Annotated in this window: 10 protein-coding genes; all 10 read left to right on the forward strand. The window is 35.8% G+C overall.

The genetic code is table 11. The features are described from left to right. Window positions 1–2 precede the first annotated feature (2 nt). The 10 genes from P0R33_RS21490 (at window position 3) to P0R33_RS21535 (ending at window position 19161) form a co-directional block, all read left to right on the forward strand. Window positions 3–2000, forward strand: coding sequence for a RagB/SusD family nutrient uptake outer membrane protein (locus P0R33_RS21490; RefSeq protein WP_276173209.1), 1998 nt, complete (start codon window positions 3–5; stop codon window positions 1998–2000). Window positions 2001–2103: 103 nt separating this feature from the next. Then, window positions 2104–3822 carry a polysaccharide lyase gene (locus P0R33_RS21495; RefSeq protein ID WP_276173210.1) on the forward strand — a complete coding sequence of 573 codons (1719 nt, stop codon included), beginning with the start codon at window positions 2104–2106 and terminating at the stop codon, window positions 3820–3822. A gap of 63 nt (window positions 3823–3885) precedes the next feature. Beyond that, window positions 3886–4578, forward strand: a complete 693-nt coding sequence (locus tag P0R33_RS21500) for a DUF3826 domain-containing protein (protein ID WP_276173211.1) — start codon at window positions 3886–3888, stop codon at window positions 4576–4578. 52 nt (window positions 4579–4630) lie between these two features. Then, window positions 4631–6337 (forward strand): polysaccharide lyase, encoded by a 1707-nt coding sequence (locus tag P0R33_RS21505; protein WP_276173212.1) that lies wholly within the window; start codon window positions 4631–4633, stop codon window positions 6335–6337. 363 nt (window positions 6338–6700) lie between these two features. After that, a complete protein-coding gene (locus P0R33_RS21510) occupies window positions 6701–9853 on the forward strand; it encodes a DUF6298 domain-containing protein (protein ID WP_276173213.1) in 3153 nt (1050 codons plus the stop codon). 145 nt (window positions 9854–9998) lie between these two features. Then, a complete protein-coding gene (locus P0R33_RS21515; protein ID WP_276173214.1) occupies window positions 9999–11402 on the forward strand; it encodes a glycoside hydrolase family 140 protein in 1404 nt (467 codons plus the stop codon). Between the two features lie 223 nt (window positions 11403–11625). After that, window positions 11626–13194: a glycoside hydrolase family 28 protein gene (locus P0R33_RS21520; RefSeq protein ID WP_276173215.1), complete on the forward strand. Its 1569-nt coding sequence runs from the start codon at window positions 11626–11628 to the stop codon at window positions 13192–13194. 80 nt (window positions 13195–13274) lie between these two features. Further along, window positions 13275–14192: a glycoside hydrolase family 43 protein gene (locus tag P0R33_RS21525; protein ID WP_276173216.1), complete on the forward strand. Its 918-nt coding sequence runs from the start codon at window positions 13275–13277 to the stop codon at window positions 14190–14192. A gap of 173 nt (window positions 14193–14365) precedes the next feature. Beyond that, window positions 14366–16231, forward strand: coding sequence for a six-hairpin glycosidase (locus tag P0R33_RS21530; RefSeq protein ID WP_276173217.1), 1866 nt, complete (start codon window positions 14366–14368; stop codon window positions 16229–16231). A gap of 149 nt (window positions 16232–16380) precedes the next feature. After that, on the forward strand, window positions 16381–19161 hold the full coding sequence (locus tag P0R33_RS21535) for a glycoside hydrolase family 78 protein (protein ID WP_276173218.1): 2781 nt from the start codon (window positions 16381–16383) through the stop codon (window positions 19159–19161). Window positions 19162–19200 lie beyond the last annotated feature (39 nt).

The raw sequence follows: 19200 nt of genomic DNA on the forward strand, positions 1-19200 counted from the left end.
TTATGAAAGCAAAATTTTGTACATATATAACAATGATTCTTTTAATGGTATTAGGAGTTTCTTGTAGTGACGACTTTTTAGAAGACAAAAAGCAATATAAATATTACGATGCAGAATTCTTTAAAAGTGAAGAACGTGTAAATTGGTACGTAAACAATTTATATTACGATTTTTATGATGGGTATAAAACACCAACTGCGGTAGTTGTTGGATCTTTTACAACTACTCAGTCTACTTATACAGAAGAATTAGGAGGTATTTCTGCTATGATTAATCCAAATATAACTTTAGGAAGTGCTGTAGATGGATCTGGTTATTTCGGAAAAACATTAGTTGAGAATCCTTCTAATGATCCTTATAACAGAATTAGAGATATCAATGTTATGTTGGAAAGAATCGATGTAGATGGAGCTAATTTGAGTCAGACATTTCGCGATCAGATTAAAGGACAAATGTATTATTTACGCGCAGTTCAATATTTTGATTTAATGCGTACTTATGGAGGTGTACCGATAGTTACAACTGTACAGACTCCTTCTAAAGATGATCCATCAATTAAGATTCCTAGAGCAACAGTAACTGAATTAGTTACTCAAATTACAGCTGATTTTGACTTAGCAGCTAGTTTATTACCAGGTAAATGGCCAGCTAGTGATTACGGTCGTTTTACTAAAGGTGCGGCGTTAGCTCAAAAATCACGTGTTTTATTAACTTATGCTAGCCCATTATTTAATAAAAACTGGGATTCTTCAACTTCAAGATGGGATGCCGCTTTGGCAGCTGGATTGGCAGCAGAAGCAGAATTAAGTTCACAAGGGCACGGTTTATATGGAACTACTGCAAGAGATTGGGAAAGAATGTTTTATATTAATGATAACGCATTTATTTCAGAAGCAATTGCAATTAAACTTTTAGCAAGTAGCACTACAGTTACTACTTCTTTACAATCAAACAATGGTTGGGAGAGATCAATTCGTTTGGCAAGTCAAGGAGGACAAGGAAGTGGTGGAGTTAAAGCTCCAAAAGGTATGATTGATTTGTTTCCAATGGCAAACGGAAAAAGACCAACAGCAGCAAATAACTATAATGCATTCTTGTTTTTTAGAGATCGTGATCCACGTTTTTACAGAACATTTGGTTTCTCAGGAAGTTACTGGCCTTACAACAACAGTTTAACTACAGCTGCGGTACCTACAGTTTGGGCATATCGTTGGTCAACAAATGCAACTACTGGTGTAGCATTTAGTATGGGTAATGATGTATCAAGTCCAGCGTTTGTTCGTAAAATGTCTAGTCCTACAGTAAGTAATGCATCAAACTACCAGCTTTCAGGAACAGATATTATAGAATATCGTTATGCTGAATTATTATTGAACATTGCAGAATGTTATGCTGCTAAAGGTGATATCGCAAACACAGTTGAATATCTAGGAAGAATCCGTAAACGTGTAGGAATTCCTGCAGCTGAAAACTACGGAATTGGTACATTAGGAGACAAATATGCTGCTCTTGAAGCTGTTTTATACGAAAGAAGAGTAGAGTTAGCTTACGAAGGAAAACGTTTTTGGGATGTTCAAAGATGGATGCTTTACAGTGATGACGCTTCAATTAATGACAATACAAATAGCAAATTGGGTATTCCAGTATTAAACGGAACTCAACGTATTGGAAATTATTTACATTATAAAAATGGAACTAGTGCTGCTGGTACAGATCCTTTAGCTGCAGCTCGTGCTTCTATTTCTGTTGATCCAGATGCATCAAACTTCCAAGCTCAAATTACTGCTTTAGCAACTTTTTATACTGCTAACTTTGAATTGCGTTCGCCTCCAACACCAATGGATAATGTTAATAGTGTTGCTACTCCAATTTTATGGAGACCAAACTACTACATCATGGGACTTAATCAAAGTGCTTTGGTTAGTAATCCATGGTTGACACAAACTATCGGATGGAAAGATGGTAATGGAGCAGATGGAACTTATAATTTCCAAGAATAAATTTAATATCAAAAAGATTATCAAATAAAGCTTTTCACCTGTATTCTTTTCAAAAAGATACAGGTGATTTGTTTAAAAAGAATTACCACAACTAGAAATTAACATGAAAAATTCCGCATTATTTATCGCATCATCGCTGCTTTTTTTAGGAAGTGCAAAATGTTTTGCCCAATATCCGAAGATTAGTCCAGAAGTTCAAGCTCAGGAAAAAGCAATTAAAGCAGAAGCTCAAAGACTTTCTGACGAAGCTTGGGAAAAAGCTTTAGTAGTTATTGAAGAAGAAGCAAAACATGGTAAACCTTATATTCCATGGGCTGCAAGACCAACAGATTTACCTCAAGCAGAAATTCCTGCTTTCCCAGGTGCTGAAGGTGGAGGAATGTATACTTTTGGAGGCCGTGGTGGAAATGTTTACACTGTAACAAGTTTAGAAGATCGCGGGCCAGGTACATTGCGTGAAGCTTGCGAAAAAGGTGGTGCAAGGATTGTGGTATTTAATGTTGCCGGAATTATTAGATTGAAAAGTCCTTTAATTATTCGTGCGCCATACATTACAATTGCTGGGCAAACTGCTCCTGGTGATGGAATTTGTATTGCGGGAGAATCAACTTGGATCGATACCCATGATGTAATTATCAGACACGTGCGTTTCCGTCGTGGAGAAACTTTCGTAGGTCGTCGCGACGATGCTATCGGAGGAAATCCTGTTGGAAATATTATGATTGACCACGTTTCTGCAACTTGGGGATTAGACGAAAATATGTCAATCTACAGACATATGTATAATCCAGGACCAGGTTACCCAGATATCAAAGTTGGAACTGTAAATATTACAATCCAAAACAGCTTATTCGGAGAAGCTTTAGATACTTATAACCACGCTTTCGGAAGTACTTTAGGTGGAGAAAATTGTTCTTTCATGAGAAATATGTGGGCTAATAATGCTGGTAGAAACCCTTCTATCGGATGGAACGGAATTTTCAATTTTGTAAATAATGTTGTTTTCAACTGGTACAACAGATCAACAGATGGTGGAGATTATACGGCTAATTACAATATCATCAACAACTTCTATAAACCAGGTCCTGTTACCGATTTGACTCAGCCAATCAGCTATAGAATTTTGAAACCAGAATCAGGAAGAAGTAAATTGCCTTATATGGTTTTTGGTAGAGCTTATGTAAACGGAAACGTTGTTAACGGAAATGAAAAAGTAACTAAAGACAACTGGGATGGCGGAATTCAGCTAGAAAACAAAAAAGGTGAGTTAATGGCTTATGATGAAGCAAAGGAATATTTTGCTAAGATGAAGGCAGCAAAACCTTTCCCAATGCCTTGGTTTAACAAATTTATGACAGCTGAAGAGTCTTATGAATTTGTACTTAAAAATGTTGGGGCAACGTTGCCAATTAGAGACAAAGTAGACGAAAGAATCGTAAGAACGGTAAAAACTGGAGTTCCTGAATATGCTAAAGGTTTAGAGAAAAAAGAATTCTATCAGTTCGAACACAGACGTTTACCGATGGATTCTTATAAAAAAGGAATCATTACAGATATTTCTCAAGTTGGAGGATATCCAGAATACAAAGGAAAACCTTATGTAGATACAGACAAAGACGGTATGCCAGATGCATGGGAGAAAAAATACGGTTTAAACCCGAATGATCCTTCTGATGCAAAAGGAGATTTAAATGGAGATGGTTACTCTAATATTGAAGATTATATCAATGGAGTAAATCCTGCAATAAAAGTAGACTGGAAAGATTTGGCTAATAACAAAGAAACATTAGTTAGACCTTTATTGGATTTAAAACAGGAATAATTTTTGAAAACATTCTTGATAAATAAAAACAAGGATGTTTTCAAATTCTAAAAAATAAAACACATGGCACTAAAAAAATTAAATGTTGGTTTATTATCACTGGTTTTTGCATTTTCAACTTTAAGTGCACAACAGCATTTAGATCCTGAATATGTTAAGGTTACAAACGAAAGAGCTGCAAAAATCGTTACCAAATTAGATCTGAAAAACGAAGCAAAAGAAAAAGCAGTTTCAAATATCATCGCTCAGCAATTCAGAGATTTAACTGAAATTCAGGACGGAAGAGATGCTGAAATCAAAAAAATAAAAGAAGATGCTTCTTTAGCAAAAGAAAAACAAAACGAGAAAATTGATAAGTTAAAATCAAAAGCAGACGAATCAATTGCAAAATTGCATAAATCTTATCTTAAAAAATTAGGTAAAGAATTATCAGAAGACAAAATTACTGAGGTTAAAGACGGAATGACTTATGGCGTGCTTCCTATAACAGTTGCAGGTTACAATGATATGCTTCCAAATTTAACCGCAGAACAAAAAGATTACATTTATAAAGCTTTAGTAGAAGCTAGAGAACATGCAATGGATGGTGGTTCTTCTAAAGAAAAACACGGCTGGTTTGGAAAATATAAAGGAAGAATCAACAATTATTTATCTAAACAAGGTTACGATCTTAACAAAGAAAGTGCTGATTGGCATAAACGTGTTGAAGAAAGAGAAAAAAATAAAGCTAAAGACTCTACTTCTAAAAAAGATTAAATTCTGATTTAACTTTCTATCAAAAACTATTAAACCTTAGACCATCAATTCCATGCAAAATATTTTTCCTAATCTTACTTTGAAAAGAACATTATTAGCATTTTCATTTTGTTCTCTTTTCTCATCTGCGTATGCCCAATATCCTGTAATTCCGAAACCTGTTCAAGAAAAAGCCGATGCTATTTTAGCTGAAGAAGAAACTAGACTAGGTGAAATTTGGAAAGCTAATTATCATATTATCAAAGAACAAGCTAGAGAGGGAAGACCTTATTTGCCTTGGGCTTCTTATCCAAAAGATTTTGTTTTTGCTGATATTCCTGCTTTTCCAGGTGCTGAAGGCGGTGGCGCATATACACAAGGCGGACGTGGCGGAAAAATATTTGTTGTAACTAGTTTAGAAGATAGCGGAAAAGGAACTTTCCGTGAAGCTTGTGAAGCAGTTGGAGCAAGAACAATTGTTTTCAACGTTTCGGGAATTATTCAATTGAAAAAAAGAATCAGCATGCGTGCGCCATACGTTACAATTGCTGGACAAACCGCTCCGGGTGACGGAATCTGTATTGCTGGAGAAACTCTGGAAATAGATACACATGACGTTATCATCAGACACATGCGTTTCAGACGTGGTGCAACTGAAGTAACAAGAAGAGACGATGCATTGGGCGGAAATCCAATGGGAAATATCATTGTAGATCACTGTTCTGTTAGCTGGGGATTAGACGAAAACATTTCTTTGTACAGACATCAATTTGCAGCTAATGCAAAATCAAAGTTGGAAAAACTGCCAGCTTGTAATATCACGATTCAAAACACTATTTCATCTGAAGGCTTAGATACTTATAATCATGCTTTCGGAAGTACAATCGGCGGGTTAAATAGTACGTTTATGCGCAACTTATGGGCCGACAACATTTCAAGAAATGCTTCTATCGGAATGTACGGTGACTTTAATTTTGTAAATAACGTAGTATTTAATTGGTGGAATCGTACGCTTGATGGTGGAGATTATCGTTCGATGTTGAACATCATCAACAATTATTTTAAACCAGGGCCAATAACTCCTGTAAATGAGCCTATTTCACATAGAATTGTAAAACCTGAATCTGGATATATTGAGCCAAAACAATACGGAAGAGCTTATGTTTCAGGAAATTTTATAGTAGGTTCACCTGAAGTTACAGCAGACAACTGGAATGGTGGAGTACAATTGGAAAACCTTCCAGAAGCTGAAACAAAAGAATTTTTAGCAGCTATTAAACAGCCAAAACCTTTTTCAATGCCAAAATTCAACATCATGTCGGCAGAAGAAGCTTATGATTTTGTTTTAACGAATGTCGGAGCGACAATCCCAAAAAGAGATGCTGTTGACGAAAGAATTATCAAGCAGGTTAAAACTGGAAAAATAGAAGTTAAAGACGGTTTAGAAAATTCAATCGGTAAAGAATTCATCAAAAGAAGATTACCAGCCGATTCTTATAAAAAAGGAATTATAACGCATCCTGACCAAGTTGGCGGATATCCGACTTACAAAGGAAAAGCATATAAAGATTCAGATAACGATGGAATTCCTGACGCTTGGGAAAAGAAATTTGGTTTAAACCCAAATGATGCTTCAGATGCCAATAAAGACGCAAACGGAGACGGATATACGAACATCGAAAAGTATTTTAATGGTATCGATCCAAACAGTAAAACAGATTGGACAAAAATTGAAAATAATACGGATACCTTGGCGAAGCTGAAATCATTGTTGCAATAGTTTAGTATTGTCAACGCAAACCTGACAGGTTTTTTAAAACTTGTCAGGTTTAAGTACACAAAGAATATCCATCTAGTTTGTCACTTCGAGGAACGAGACGCGAGCGATAGCAAATAGGCGAAGAAAATGGCAATGAAATTTTTATAGTTAAGTAAGTATACACAAAGTTTGTCATTTCGACGAAGGAGAAATCTCCACAAGAAACTCCGTAAAGTATATCAATCTTTGTCGATCTAGCAGCGAAGATTTCTCCTTCGTCGAAATGACAAGATTGTGGAAATTTAAAATATAAAGACAAACCTAAAAATTATATGAGCTTATATTACTTATATGGTTTAATTTTAAAGTCTAAAAAAAAATAAGGTGAATTTTATCCAGCTAAAAAATACAATCTCTCTTCAAAAAGATAAAATAGTTTTATCTGGTTTGGCGATGCTTTTCAGTATAAACATCACAGCCCAAAACAATTTTCCAGATATCATAAAAAACAAAGAAGGAAAACTTTCTTTCACAACCGATAATCAAGGAAATCAAATTCCAGATTTTTCTTTTGCAGGATATCGAAACTCTGAAGTTGCCATTCCGAATCTGGACCACAAAATTTTTGTTTCTATACAAGAAGAAGATGCAACGCAGAAAATCCAAAATGCAATTGATTATGTAAGTGCATTAAAACCAAATAAATCAGGATTTCGCGGAGCTGTTCTTTTAGATAAAGGAACTTTCAAAATCAGCGGAACTTTATACATTAGAAAATCGGGAGTAGTTCTAAGAGGAAGCGGCAATACCGAAAACGGAACCATACTTTTAGGAACAGGTTTAGAAAGAGAAGCTTTAATTAGAATTTTAGGCGTAAACGATAAAGTTTATAAAGATTCATTTGAATTCGCTAACGCTTATACACCACTTGGAACACAGAAAATCCAATTAAAAAATACTTCAAAATTAAAAGTTGGAGACGAAATTGAAATCAGCAAACCTTTAACGGATAATTTCATTAAAGAAGTAAACATGCAGGATTTCGGTGGAGAAACTTCTTGGATTGGCTGGAAAAAAGGCGATTGGATCACAACTTGGAATCGTGTTGTAACTAAGATTAATGGAAACGAAGTAACTGTAAATGCTCCAATTACGATGTCTTTAGATGATGTTTTCGGAACTTCAAAAGTAACTGTTTATTCTTGGCAGGGAAGAATTGAAAATAACGGAATTGAGAATATCTTAATAAAATCAACTTATAATCCTTCAAACTTAAAAGACGAAGAACACCGCTGGCAGGCTATCAGCATTGAAAATACCAGAAATGCTTGGGTAAAACAAGTTAATTTTAAACACTTTGCAGGAGGAGCGGTTACGATTTTAAAAACAAGTCAGCAAATTACGGTTGAAGATTGTATTGCTACAGAACCAATTTCAGAAATCGCTTCATTCAGAAGACATACTTTTTATACCGAAGGTCAGCAGACTTTGTTCCAACGATGTTATTCAGAATTTGGATATCATGATTTCGCTGTAGGCGGATTTGGAACAACTGGACCAAATGCGTTCGTACAATGCGAATCACATTTGCCATTCGAAAACAGCGGTGCAATCGGAAGCTGGGCAACGGGAGTTCTATTTGACATTGCTAATATCGACGGAAAAGCATTAAGTTATAACAACAGAGAACAAGGAGGAAGAGGAGCAGGATGGACAGCTGCGAATTCTGTAATCTGGGAATCATCGGCATCCAAAGTAGAATGTTATAGTCCGCCAACAGCACAAAACTGGGCTTTTGGAGTTTGGGGACAATTTGGAGGAAACGGACATTGGAAAAACGTAAACGAACATATCAGTCCAAGAAGTTTATTCTACACACAACTAGAAGCCAGATTAGGAAAACTTCCAGTTCAACCTTTTATCTATGATTTAGGTTCAGAAGCTTCTTCAAGTCCGAGTGTAGAAGTTGCTGCAGAATTGACTAAAAACTCTGCTACAACCGCAAAAAGTTTACAAGAATTGATTGTAGAAGCTTCAAAAGCAAATCCGATTAACATTGACAGTAAAGGTTTAAAAAATGCAAACGATTTAAAAGTTGCATCAAATAAAACAGAAAAATCAACTTCTAAAGTAACAGTAGAAAACGGCTGGTTAACCTTTGAAGGAAAAGTAATTGCAGGAAAACAAACGAACGTTGATTGGTGGAGAGGAAATTTAACAGATGATTTTGTAAACAAATCATTACCTCACATCACGCGTTTTGTTCCAGGAAGAACAGGAAATGGTTTGACAGATCAAGTGCAGGAAACGGTTGATTATTTGACTAAAAATAATATCGTTGCCTTAGAGCATCATTACGGTTTATGGTACGAAAGAAGAATGGACGATCACGAACGCGTACGCCGATTTGATGACGATGTTTGGCCTCCGTTTTACGAACAACCTTTCGCAAGAAGCGGACAAGATCTAGCTTGGGATCATTTAAGTAAATACGATTTGACGAAATTCAACGATTGGTACTGGAGTCGTTTAGCGCAGTTTGCAACGCTGGCAGAACCAAACGGACAAATGTTAATCAATCAACAATATTTTCAGCATAATATTTTAGAAGCTGGAGCGCACTGGGCAAGTTCACCTTGGCGTTCAGCAAATAATATCAACAGTACAGGATTTCCTGAGCCACCGCCGTACGCAGGAGACAAACGTATTTTTATGGCGGAGCAGTTTTACGATATTACGAATGCTCAAAGAAGAAAATTACACGAAGGTTTCATCAGAAAATCATTTGAAAATTTTCAGGAAAACAGCAACGTAATTCAATTGACAAGTGCCGAGTATACAGGTCCGTTACATTTTATGGAATTCTGGTTAGACCAAGCTCAAAAATGGAAAGATGAAACTGGCAAAAAAGGATTAATTGGTTTAAGTGCTACAAAAGACGTTCAGGATGCTATTTTAAATGATGCTAAAAGAAATAAAACCGTTGATGTAATCGACATTCGTTATTGGTATTACAAAGAAGACGGATCGGCTTACGCTCCACAAGGAGGTGTAAATTTAGCACCAAGACAACATGCCAGAAAACTAAAAACCGGAAAAGAAACCGACAATCAGGTTTATCGTGCCGTTCGTGAATACCGAGTAAAATATCCTGAAAAAGTCATTTTGTATTCAACAGATGGTTCTTCAAGATTCGGATGGCCGGCTTTAATGGGAGGAGCTTCATTGCCAAACATTCCGAAAATCGAATTGCCTCAGTTTTATGCCGCTTTAAGCGAAATGAAATTAGTTGACGGAAATACGTTTTCAGATAATCTTTGGAAACTGGAAAACAAAGGAAAAAGTTATCTTTTTTACTTGAAAAATGACCAAGATATTACAATTGATTTATCAAACGAAAAAGGAACATTTGAAGTATTTGCAATTAATGCAACAACAGGAAATATAACCCAAAAAGCAAACATCAGCGGAGGAAAACAAGTCACAATTCCACAAGCCGAAATAAAAGAAAAAGTGCTTTTAGTAGTGAAAAAATAGTTAGCCACAGATTACACAGATCAAAAAGGATTAAATAAAATCTGCGAAATCTGCGTGAAAAAAATTATAGACAAAGCTTGGAAAATCCATTAAATCAGTGAAATCTGTGGCAAAAAAATAAAACACAATTCAAAAACAAACCAAAATGAATCTGAAAATTAAATCTTTATACGCTCTTTGTATAAGCTTTATGTTGACAGCACAAAGCGGATTTTCGCAATCTGCCAAAACAAAAGCATCTCTGCCTGAAATCAAAGTATCTAAAAATCAGCATTATTTTGTTACCGAAAACGAAAAACCATTTTTCTGGCTAGGCGACACAGGCTGGTTGGCATTCGGAAAACTGGAGAGAGCAGGAATTGAGAAATATTTTAAAGACAGAAAAGACAAAGGATTTAATGTAGTTCAGGTGATGGTTTTGCATAATATCAATGCGGTTAACGTTTATGGAGATGCAGCTTTGATCAACGAAGACGTTTCAAAACCTTTGATTACGGCAGGAAATGATTTCAAAGATGCAAAGCAATACGATTATTGGGATCACGTAGATTACACTTTAGATGTTGCTCAGAAAAACGGAATTTATGTAGCAATGGTTCCAGTTTGGGGAACCAACGTTTCAAAAGGAAATAAAGTAAGTAAAGAACAGGCAACTGAATATGCTAAATTCTTAGCTAATCGATATAAAAATAGAACCAATGTAATTTGGTTAAACGGTGGAGACACACACGGAAACGAATTTCAAGATATTTGGAATGCCATCGGGAATACTTTAAAAACCAACAATCCAAATCAGTTAGTAACTTTCCATCCGTTTGGAAGAACTGATTCTTCAGAGAACTTTCATAATGAAAAATGGTTGGATTTCAATATGTTTCAATCAGGACACAGAAGATACGATCAGGATTCATCAAAAACGAATTTCAAAGAAGACAATTACAAATTTGTGCTTAGAGATTTCGAATTAAAACCAACGAAACCTACACTTGACGGAGAACCATCTTACGAAGGAATTCCACACGGTTTGCATGATACTCTACAGCCAAAATGGACAGCAAGCGATGTTCGCCGTTACGGATATTGGTCGGTACTTTCAGGTGGTGCAGGTTACACTTACGGACATAACGCCGTAATGCAAATGTTCAGAAAAGGCGATAAACCAGCGTACGGAAACAAAGAATTATGGACATCAGCCATCAATGCGCCTGGAGCAAAACAAATGGTTTATATTAAGAAATTAATGGAGGAAGTACCATTTTTAGAAGGAGTTCCAGATGTTTCTTTAGTAGTTAATCAAGGAGAAAAGTACGACTATATTCCAGCTATAAAAGGAGAAAAATATGCTTTATTATACACTTATAACGGAAGAATAATAGAAGTAAAACTTGGGAAAATTGCTGGCGATAAATTCGAAGCGACTTGGTATAATCCAAGAAACGGCAAGAAAACTAAAATTGGAACATTTGATAATAAAGGAACTCAAAATTTTCAGCCAGAAGGCAAAAAAGAAGACGGTAATGACTGGGTTTTGATTTTGAAGTCTATTTAAGTAATAACAGACCTAACAGGTTTTCAAAACCTGTTAGGTCTAATCACAGTAAGCACAGGCTTTTCATTTCGACGAAGGAGAAATCTTCGCAAGAAACTCTACAAAGTTGCTCAAGTATGCGGAGCCACTAACGAAGATTTCTCCTTCGTCAGAATGACAAAAAATGAGAGTAAAAAATCTGTGCTAATCATTTTAATCTGTGGCAAAATAAAAGAACACATCCATGAAAAAAACACTAATAATACTCTGCTTCATTCTCGGATTAAACACCACTTTCGCAAACGACGGCTGGTTAAACATTCTAAACGAAGGCGGAAACAACAAAGGAGTAAAATGTACTCAAGCCATTCAGAATGCCATTGAAAAAGCATCTAAAAATGGAGGAGGAACCATCTTTTTCCCAGCAGGAGAATACTTAACAGGAGCTTTAACACTAAAAAGCAACATTACCATTCACCTAGATTCAGGAGCACTTTTGAAATTTTCAGAGAATTTCGATGATTTCCTTCCTTATGTAGAAATGCGTTACGAAGGAATTGTAATGAAAAGTTTCCAACCTTTGTTTTATGCAAAAGATGTAGAAAATATCACAATCACAGGAAGAGGTATAATCGACGGACAAGGAAAAGCTTGGTGGAATGAAGTGTATAGAATAGAAACGGCCAAAGAACCATTGCCTCCAACCAAATACCAAACCATGTGGGAAGAGCAAAATAAAGGTCTTTACACAGAACCTTACTACAAGAGAACGGTTGACAAGAAATTTTTCAGACCTTCTTTCTTTCAGGCTTATAATTGCAAAAATATTTTAATTGAAGGTGTAACTTTTAAAAACTCACCTTTTTGGACAATCAACCCGGAATTCTGTGATAATGTAACGGTTAACGGAATTTCAATTTTTAATCCGCATTCGCCAAATACAGACGGAATCAATCCTTCTTCTTGCACCAATGTTCACATTTCAAACTGTCATATCAGCGTTGGAGATGATTGTATTACGATTAAATCAGGAAGAGACGGCGACGGACGTAAATACGGAAAAGCAACAGAAAATGTAACCATCACAAATTGTACGATGTTAAGCGGTCACGGCGGAGTGGTTATCGGTAGCGAAATGTCGGGCGGAATCAAAAAAATTACCATATCCAATTGTGTTTTTGACGGAACAGATCGCGGAATCCGTATCAAATCGGCACGTGGAAGAGGCGGTGTTGTAGAAGATATTCGTGTCGATAATATCGTCATGAAAAATATCAAAGAAGAAGCTATCGTTTTGAGCCTTTTCTACGATAAAGGAACTACAGTTGAACCTGTAACCGAGAAAACTCCGATTTTCAGAAACATTCACATGAGCAACATAACGGCTTCAAACGTAAACAAAGCCGGACAGATTCTGGGAATTACCGAAATGCCAATTCAAAACATCACTTTCTCGAATATTAATATGGACGGAAAAGAAGGTTTTACGGTAAGTACAGCCACAGACGTTGAATTTCACGATGTAAAAGTAAATGCAACTGTAGGTTCTTCTTTCAAAATTTCAGATTTAAAAAATATAATTTTAGACAACGTTGGATCTTCAACAGCCATAAAAGGAGTTCCCGTTATCAAATTAGATAATGTTTCAAATGTGCTGATCAACAATAATTTTCCATTCAATCCAACCGATATTTTTATCGAGGCCGATGGAAAAGACACTAAAAACATTTTCTTAAAAAATAATGTTTTAAACAACGTAACAACGAAAATCAAAAAAGGTGCTTCTTTAGATAAAAAAGCAATTACAGAATAGATTATAATAACACTGATTTCACGAATTTACACCAATTTTTATTCGTGATAATTCGTGAAATCAGTGTTTAATTTTATATCATGAAAAAAATATTCATCATACTAAACCTTTCGCTATTTGCGATTAGTTATTCGCAGAAAAAGAAAGATTTATATCTTTTTACATCGTTTAGAGAACCTGCAACAGAAGGTTTATATTTGGCATACAGCGAAGACGGTTACAACTGGAAAGGATTAGAAGGATCGTTTTTAAAACCCGAAATCGGAGCCAGCAAAATCATGCGTGATCCGTCAATCACAAAAGGAGCAGACGGAACCTATCACATGGTTTGGACAACTGATTGGAAAGGAGGAAACGGTTTTGGTTACGCAAGTTCAAAAGACTTGATTCATTGGTCAGAACAGCAGTATATTCCCGTGATGAAAAATGAGCCAGAAGTCGTAAATGTTTGGGCTCCGGAAATTTTTTATGATGATGTAAAAAAAGAATACATTATTATTTGGGCATCGACAATTCCGTTTAGATATCCAAAAGGAGTGGAAGAAGAGAAAAACAACCATAGAATGTATTATGTAACGACAAAAGATTTCAAAACGTTTTCAGATACAAAATTATATTACGATCCAGGTTTCAGTGTAATCGATTGTGTGATTGTCAAAAAAGGAAAGAAAGAGTACGTTTTGGTTTTGAAAGACAATACAAGACCAATGCGAAACATAAAAGTAGCTTTTGGAAAATCGCCTTTAGGGCCGTTTGAAAAGAGTTCCGAACCTTTAACCGAATATTTATCTGAAGGTCCAACAGTAGTGAAAGTCGGTAAAAACTGGCTACTATATTATGACAATTATGGTTCAAAAAATTATAAAGCATTAAGTACAACAGATTTTGTTCATTTTGAAGATGTATCATCCAAAATAAGCCTTCCGGAAGGACATAAACACGGAACGATTACAACAATCTCTGCGGACGTTTTAAAAGGACTAATTGATAGAAAATAAAGGATAAGGCCACAAATTGCAAAGATTAAAAGGATTTTTTTAAGATCTGAGAATTAAAAATATAAATCTGCATAATCTGCTAAATCTGCGAGAGTAAATTTTTCCCGCAGATCAAGCAGATAAAAAATAATCTTTTTAATCTGTCCAATCTGTGGCAAAAAAAAAAAATACCAATGATTACTTTCCAAAACATAAAAACCAACATCATAACCACAGCCACTATTATATTGGCGTGTACCGCTGTAAATGCTCAAAACGACACAGTGCGTTATGTTGGCAAAACACTTTCAAACATCGATTATCATCACGGAATGTTAAGTCCAGCGGTTGGAGTTCACGCAACACAAATTATGCGTGCAAGCCGTGAACATCCTGAAAAAGCAGATGGTTTTGGATGGACATACAACCACCAGCCGATGATGGCGTATTGGAATAACACCTTTTATCTGCATTATTTAAGTGATCCTTCGGGCGAACATATTCCGCCAAGCCAGACTTTATTAATGACTTCTAAAGACGGTGTAACATGGACTAAACCAGAAGTGATTTTTCCAATTTATAGAATTCCTGATGGATGGAAAAAAGAAGGCGTTGAAGGCGTTGCTAAAAATCTGGATGCGATTATGCATCAAAGAATGGGATTTTATACCTCAAAAGACAACCGACTTTTTGCGTTAGCGTATTACGGAATTGCAATGGATGAAAAAGACGATCCAAATGATGGAAAAGGAATTGGACGTGTAATCCGTGAAATCAAGAAAGATGGAAGTTTTGGCGAAATCTATTTCATTAGATATAACAAAACATGGGATAAATCGAAATCTAAATTCCCATTTTATACCGCATCAAAAGACAAAGGTTTCAAAAAAGCCTGCGAAGAAATCTTATCAGAACCTTTGGTTTTACAGCAATGGGTAGAAGAAGCCGATCGTGACGATGAATTGATTCCGTTACAGAAACCATATAAAGCATTTAGTTATTACCATTTGCCAAACGGAAATGTCGTTGGTTTATGGAAACATGCTTTAACTTCAATCAGCAGAAATGGTGGAAAATCTTGGGATTATATGCCATTGCGTGCGCCGGGATTTGTAAACAGTAACGCCAAAATCTGGGGACAAAAAACTTCCGATAATCGTTACGCGACACTTTATAATCCATCAGAATATCGTTGGCCTTTGGCGATTTCAACAAGTGACGACGGTTTAAATTATAAAGATTTATTGTTGGTCCACGGAGAAGTAAGTCCGATGCGTTACGGCGGAAATTACAAATCGGCAGGTCCTCAATATGTTCGTGGAATTACAGAAAAAAACGGAACTCCGCCAGACGGAAAAATTTGGGTTGGTTATAGTGTAAATAAAGAAGATATTTGGGTGGCATCGATTCCTGTTCCTGTAACTTCAGAGGTTAAAGAACAAGCAAATGATGTTTTCAATGCACTTCCTGATGGAGAAGAATTGAAATTATGGAATACGTACGATCTTTCGTGGGCATCAACAAAAATCGAAAAGAAAGCCGATGGTAAAAAATGGCTGACGTTAAGAGATCAGGATTACTTTGATTATTCACGCGCCGAAAGAGTAATTCCATTTACAGCAAAATTAGAGGCTGTTTTCACAGTTAAACCAGAGCAAAATAATCATGGTTTATTGCAGATTGAATTTCAAAACAAACAAGGTCTGCCTTCCGTAAGATTGATTTTTGATTCAGATGGAGAATTAAAGGTAAAAAATGGTGCGCGTTTGAGTTCAGTTACAAAATACGAAGCAAACAAAGCATATACAATCACAGTTAAATTAGATGCTAAAAACCGTCAGTACACTATAAAAGTAAACGATGGAAAAGAATCAACAAAGATATTTTATGCACCAACAGACGGTTTTGAGCGAATCATGTTCCGCACAGGAGAGCAAAGACACACGCCAAATCCAGACACAGAACCAGATACAGACGATTACGATGATTTGCCTCAAACCGGAAAATTAATCCCAGAAGCAGTATTCAACATCGAGTCATTGATAACTAAAAAGTTGTAAAAATTATGGAACACAGATGATACGGATTCGCTACCGCGAAGACGCAGATTAACACAGATTTTATATTTTAGAGTAAATAAAAAAATCCGTTTTATCCGCGTCTTTACGAAGTAAATCCGTTTTATCAGCGTTCAATTTTAAAAGTTAGAATGAAGAATTTCAAAAACATATTATTAGGACTTAGCTTTTTAATCACGTTCATTTCAAATGGACAAATTCTGCCTGTACGCCTAACAACAGAAATGGCCGAAAATCCATTAGCAGTAGTTCAGAATCAGCCGAGATTAAGCTGGCAGTTGGTTTCAAAAGAATCTGATGCATCACAAGTCGCTTATTTGATTTTAGTGGCTTCTTCGGAAGAAAAACTAAAAATGGATGATGGGGATATTTGGAACAGCGGAAGAGTGAATACCGATAAAAATCTCCATATTGTTTACAACGGAAATCCATTAAAAAATGAAACCAAATATTTCTGGAAAGTAAAAGTTTGGAATCAATCAGGAAAAGTTTCAAAATGGAGCAAAACGGCTTCTTTTAGAACCGCTTCGTTAGAATCAGATTTAAATCCTACTTGGATTGGAGCGATTACAAAATCTGACAGCCATTTACCAGAAGGTAGAACTTATCATACGGCAACTTTCAACAGAGAAAAAAAGAATTCTTTTATCAATGCTTCCGATTCTTTGGCAAGAAGAAGTATAATGCTTCGTAAACCTTTCGAAGTAAAAAAAGAAATCAAAGAAGCTGTAGTTTATATTTCAGGTTTAGGACATTATGAACTGACAATCAACGGAAAAAAAGTGGGTAACAGCCAATTTGCGCCTTTGTGGACAGATTACGACAAAACGGTTAATTACAATGTTTACGAATTAAGCGCAAAAGAATTTCAAAAAGGCGATAACGTAATTGGTGTTTCGTTAGGCAACGGAATGTACAATACATTGGCTGAAAGATATACGAAATTCTTCGTGAGTTTTGGTCCGCCGACTTTATTCTTCAAAATGAAAATCAAGTATAATGACGGTTCAGAAGAAATTATAAAGTCAGATGGATCTTGGAAATACAGTAAAAGTCCGATTATCTATAACAGTATTTTTGGAGGAGAAGATTACAATGCTAACTTAGAACAAAGAGGTTGGAACAGAAAAGGTTTCAAAGATAGAGATTGGAAAAAAGTAGTCATTCAGGAAGCGCCAAAAGGTGTTTTAAGACCACAGACAGCACCGCCAGTTACGATTCAGAAACAATATGAAGTTAAAACCGCAAAAGAACTGAAACCCAATTTCTATGTTTTTGATATGGGACAGAATCTTTCGGGATTTCCAACCATTAAAGTAAAAGGAAAAAAAGGTCAGACCATTCGTGTTTGGGTTGCTGAAGGATTAAATGAAGAAGGCACAATTGCGCAGGGAAGATCTGGAAAACCTTATTATTACGATTACACTTTAAAAGGCGATGGGGTTGAAGAATGGACGCCAAAATTCAGTTTCTATGGTTATCAATATGTTCAAATTGAAAATATAAATTATAAACAAGATAAAAATGCAGCTCTTCCAACTTTGGTTGATTTAAAATCGAATTTCATTTACAATTCAGCAGGAGAAGCAGGAAGTTTTTCATGTTCAAATGAGATTTTCAATAAAACACACGAGCTGATTAACAACTCAATAAAAAGTAATTTTCAAAGTGTTTTTACCGATTGTCCGCAACGTGAAAAGTTAGGGTGGTTGGAAGAAATTCAATTGAATGGTCCAGGTTTAATGTTCAATTATAACCTTCAGAATTTCATTCCTGCAACAATGCAGAATATTTCTGATTCACAACGCGATAATGGCTTAATTCCGACCATTGTTCCTGAATATGTAATTTTTGGAGGTGATTTTACCGATTCTCCAGAATGGGGCGTTACAGGCGTAATTCTGCCTTGGATGTATTATGAATATTATGGCGACGCTTCATTGTTGGAGAAATATTTTCCTGTAATGAAAAATTACGTCGATTATTTAGGAACAAAAGCAACAAACCATATCGTTTCTCACGGATTGGGCGATTGGTACGATTATGGAACGCATCCAGCAGGATATTCTAAAAATAGTCCGATTGCACTTTCTGCTACTTCTCATTACTATTATGGTGCTTATTTAGTAGCGAAAGCTTCAAAATTATTAGGCAAAACAGAAGATTTCGAGAAATACAATACACTGGCTTCTGAGATTAAAACGGCTTTTAACAAAGAATTTTTTAACGAAGAAACCAAACAATACGGAACAAATAGTCAGTTTAGCAATGCAGTTCCAGTTTTTATGGATATCGTAGAACCGCAGTACAAAGAGGCAGTAATGCAAAATCTCTTGGCTGATATCAAAGAAAAAGGAGATCGATTAACAACGGGCGATGTTGGAAATCGTTATTTGTTTCAAGCTTTGGCACAAAACGGTGAAAATGAAACCATGTACAAAATGCACAATCATTACGATGCGCCTGGTTATGGTTTTCAGATTAAATTTGGCTTAACCACTTTAACCGAACAATGGGATCCAAGAAAAGGAAATTCATGGAATCACTTTATGTTAGGGCAAATTGAAGAGTGGTTTTACCAAAGTTTAGCAGGAATCAAATCGGATTCTGAAAAACCAGGTTTCAAACATTTTTTCATTCAGCCAGAAGTGGTTGGCGACATGACTTTCGCGAAAGCGCATTATCAGTCGGTTTATGGAAAAATTGCTTCTTCATGGGAAAAGAAAGATGGCAAATTTATTCTGACGGTTCAGATTCCTGTAAATACAACAGCGACAATAAAATTACCAGTTACTAAAAATTCAGAAATAAAAATTGATAGTAAAAAGGTTAGAGCAGGTTTTGATGAAAAAGCTCAAAAACAAGTTTTGGAATTAGGATCGGGAATTTATACAATTGAATGCACAATATAATGGAACGCTGATGAAACGGATTTACTTCGTAAAGACGCG

The sequence above is a fragment of the Flavobacterium sp. YJ01 genome (assembly GCF_029320955.1).
Taxonomy (GTDB): Bacteria; Bacteroidota; Bacteroidia; order Flavobacteriales; family Flavobacteriaceae; genus Flavobacterium.

Excerpts from the sequence above, each read along its gene's own strand:
- P0R33_RS21490 (WP_276173209.1), top strand. The coding sequence starts at position 3 with ATGAAAGCAAAATTTTGTACATATATAACAATGATTCTTTTAATGGTA.
- P0R33_RS21495 (WP_276173210.1), top strand. The coding sequence starts at position 2,104 with ATGAAAAATTCCGCATTATTTATCGCATCATCGCTGCTTTTTTTAGGA.
- P0R33_RS21500 (WP_276173211.1), top strand. The coding sequence starts at position 3,886 with ATGGCACTAAAAAAATTAAATGTTGGTTTATTATCACTGGTTTTTGCA.
- P0R33_RS21505 (WP_276173212.1), top strand. The coding sequence starts at position 4,631 with ATGCAAAATATTTTTCCTAATCTTACTTTGAAAAGAACATTATTAGCA.
- P0R33_RS21515 (WP_276173214.1), top strand. The coding sequence starts at position 9,999 with ATGAATCTGAAAATTAAATCTTTATACGCTCTTTGTATAAGCTTTATG.
- P0R33_RS21520 (WP_276173215.1), top strand. The coding sequence starts at position 11,626 with ATGAAAAAAACACTAATAATACTCTGCTTCATTCTCGGATTAAACACC.
- P0R33_RS21525 (WP_276173216.1), top strand. The coding sequence starts at position 13,275 with ATGAAAAAAATATTCATCATACTAAACCTTTCGCTATTTGCGATTAGT.
- P0R33_RS21530 (WP_276173217.1), top strand. The coding sequence starts at position 14,366 with ATGATTACTTTCCAAAACATAAAAACCAACATCATAACCACAGCCACT.
- P0R33_RS21535 (WP_276173218.1), top strand. The coding sequence starts at position 16,381 with ATGAAGAATTTCAAAAACATATTATTAGGACTTAGCTTTTTAATCACG.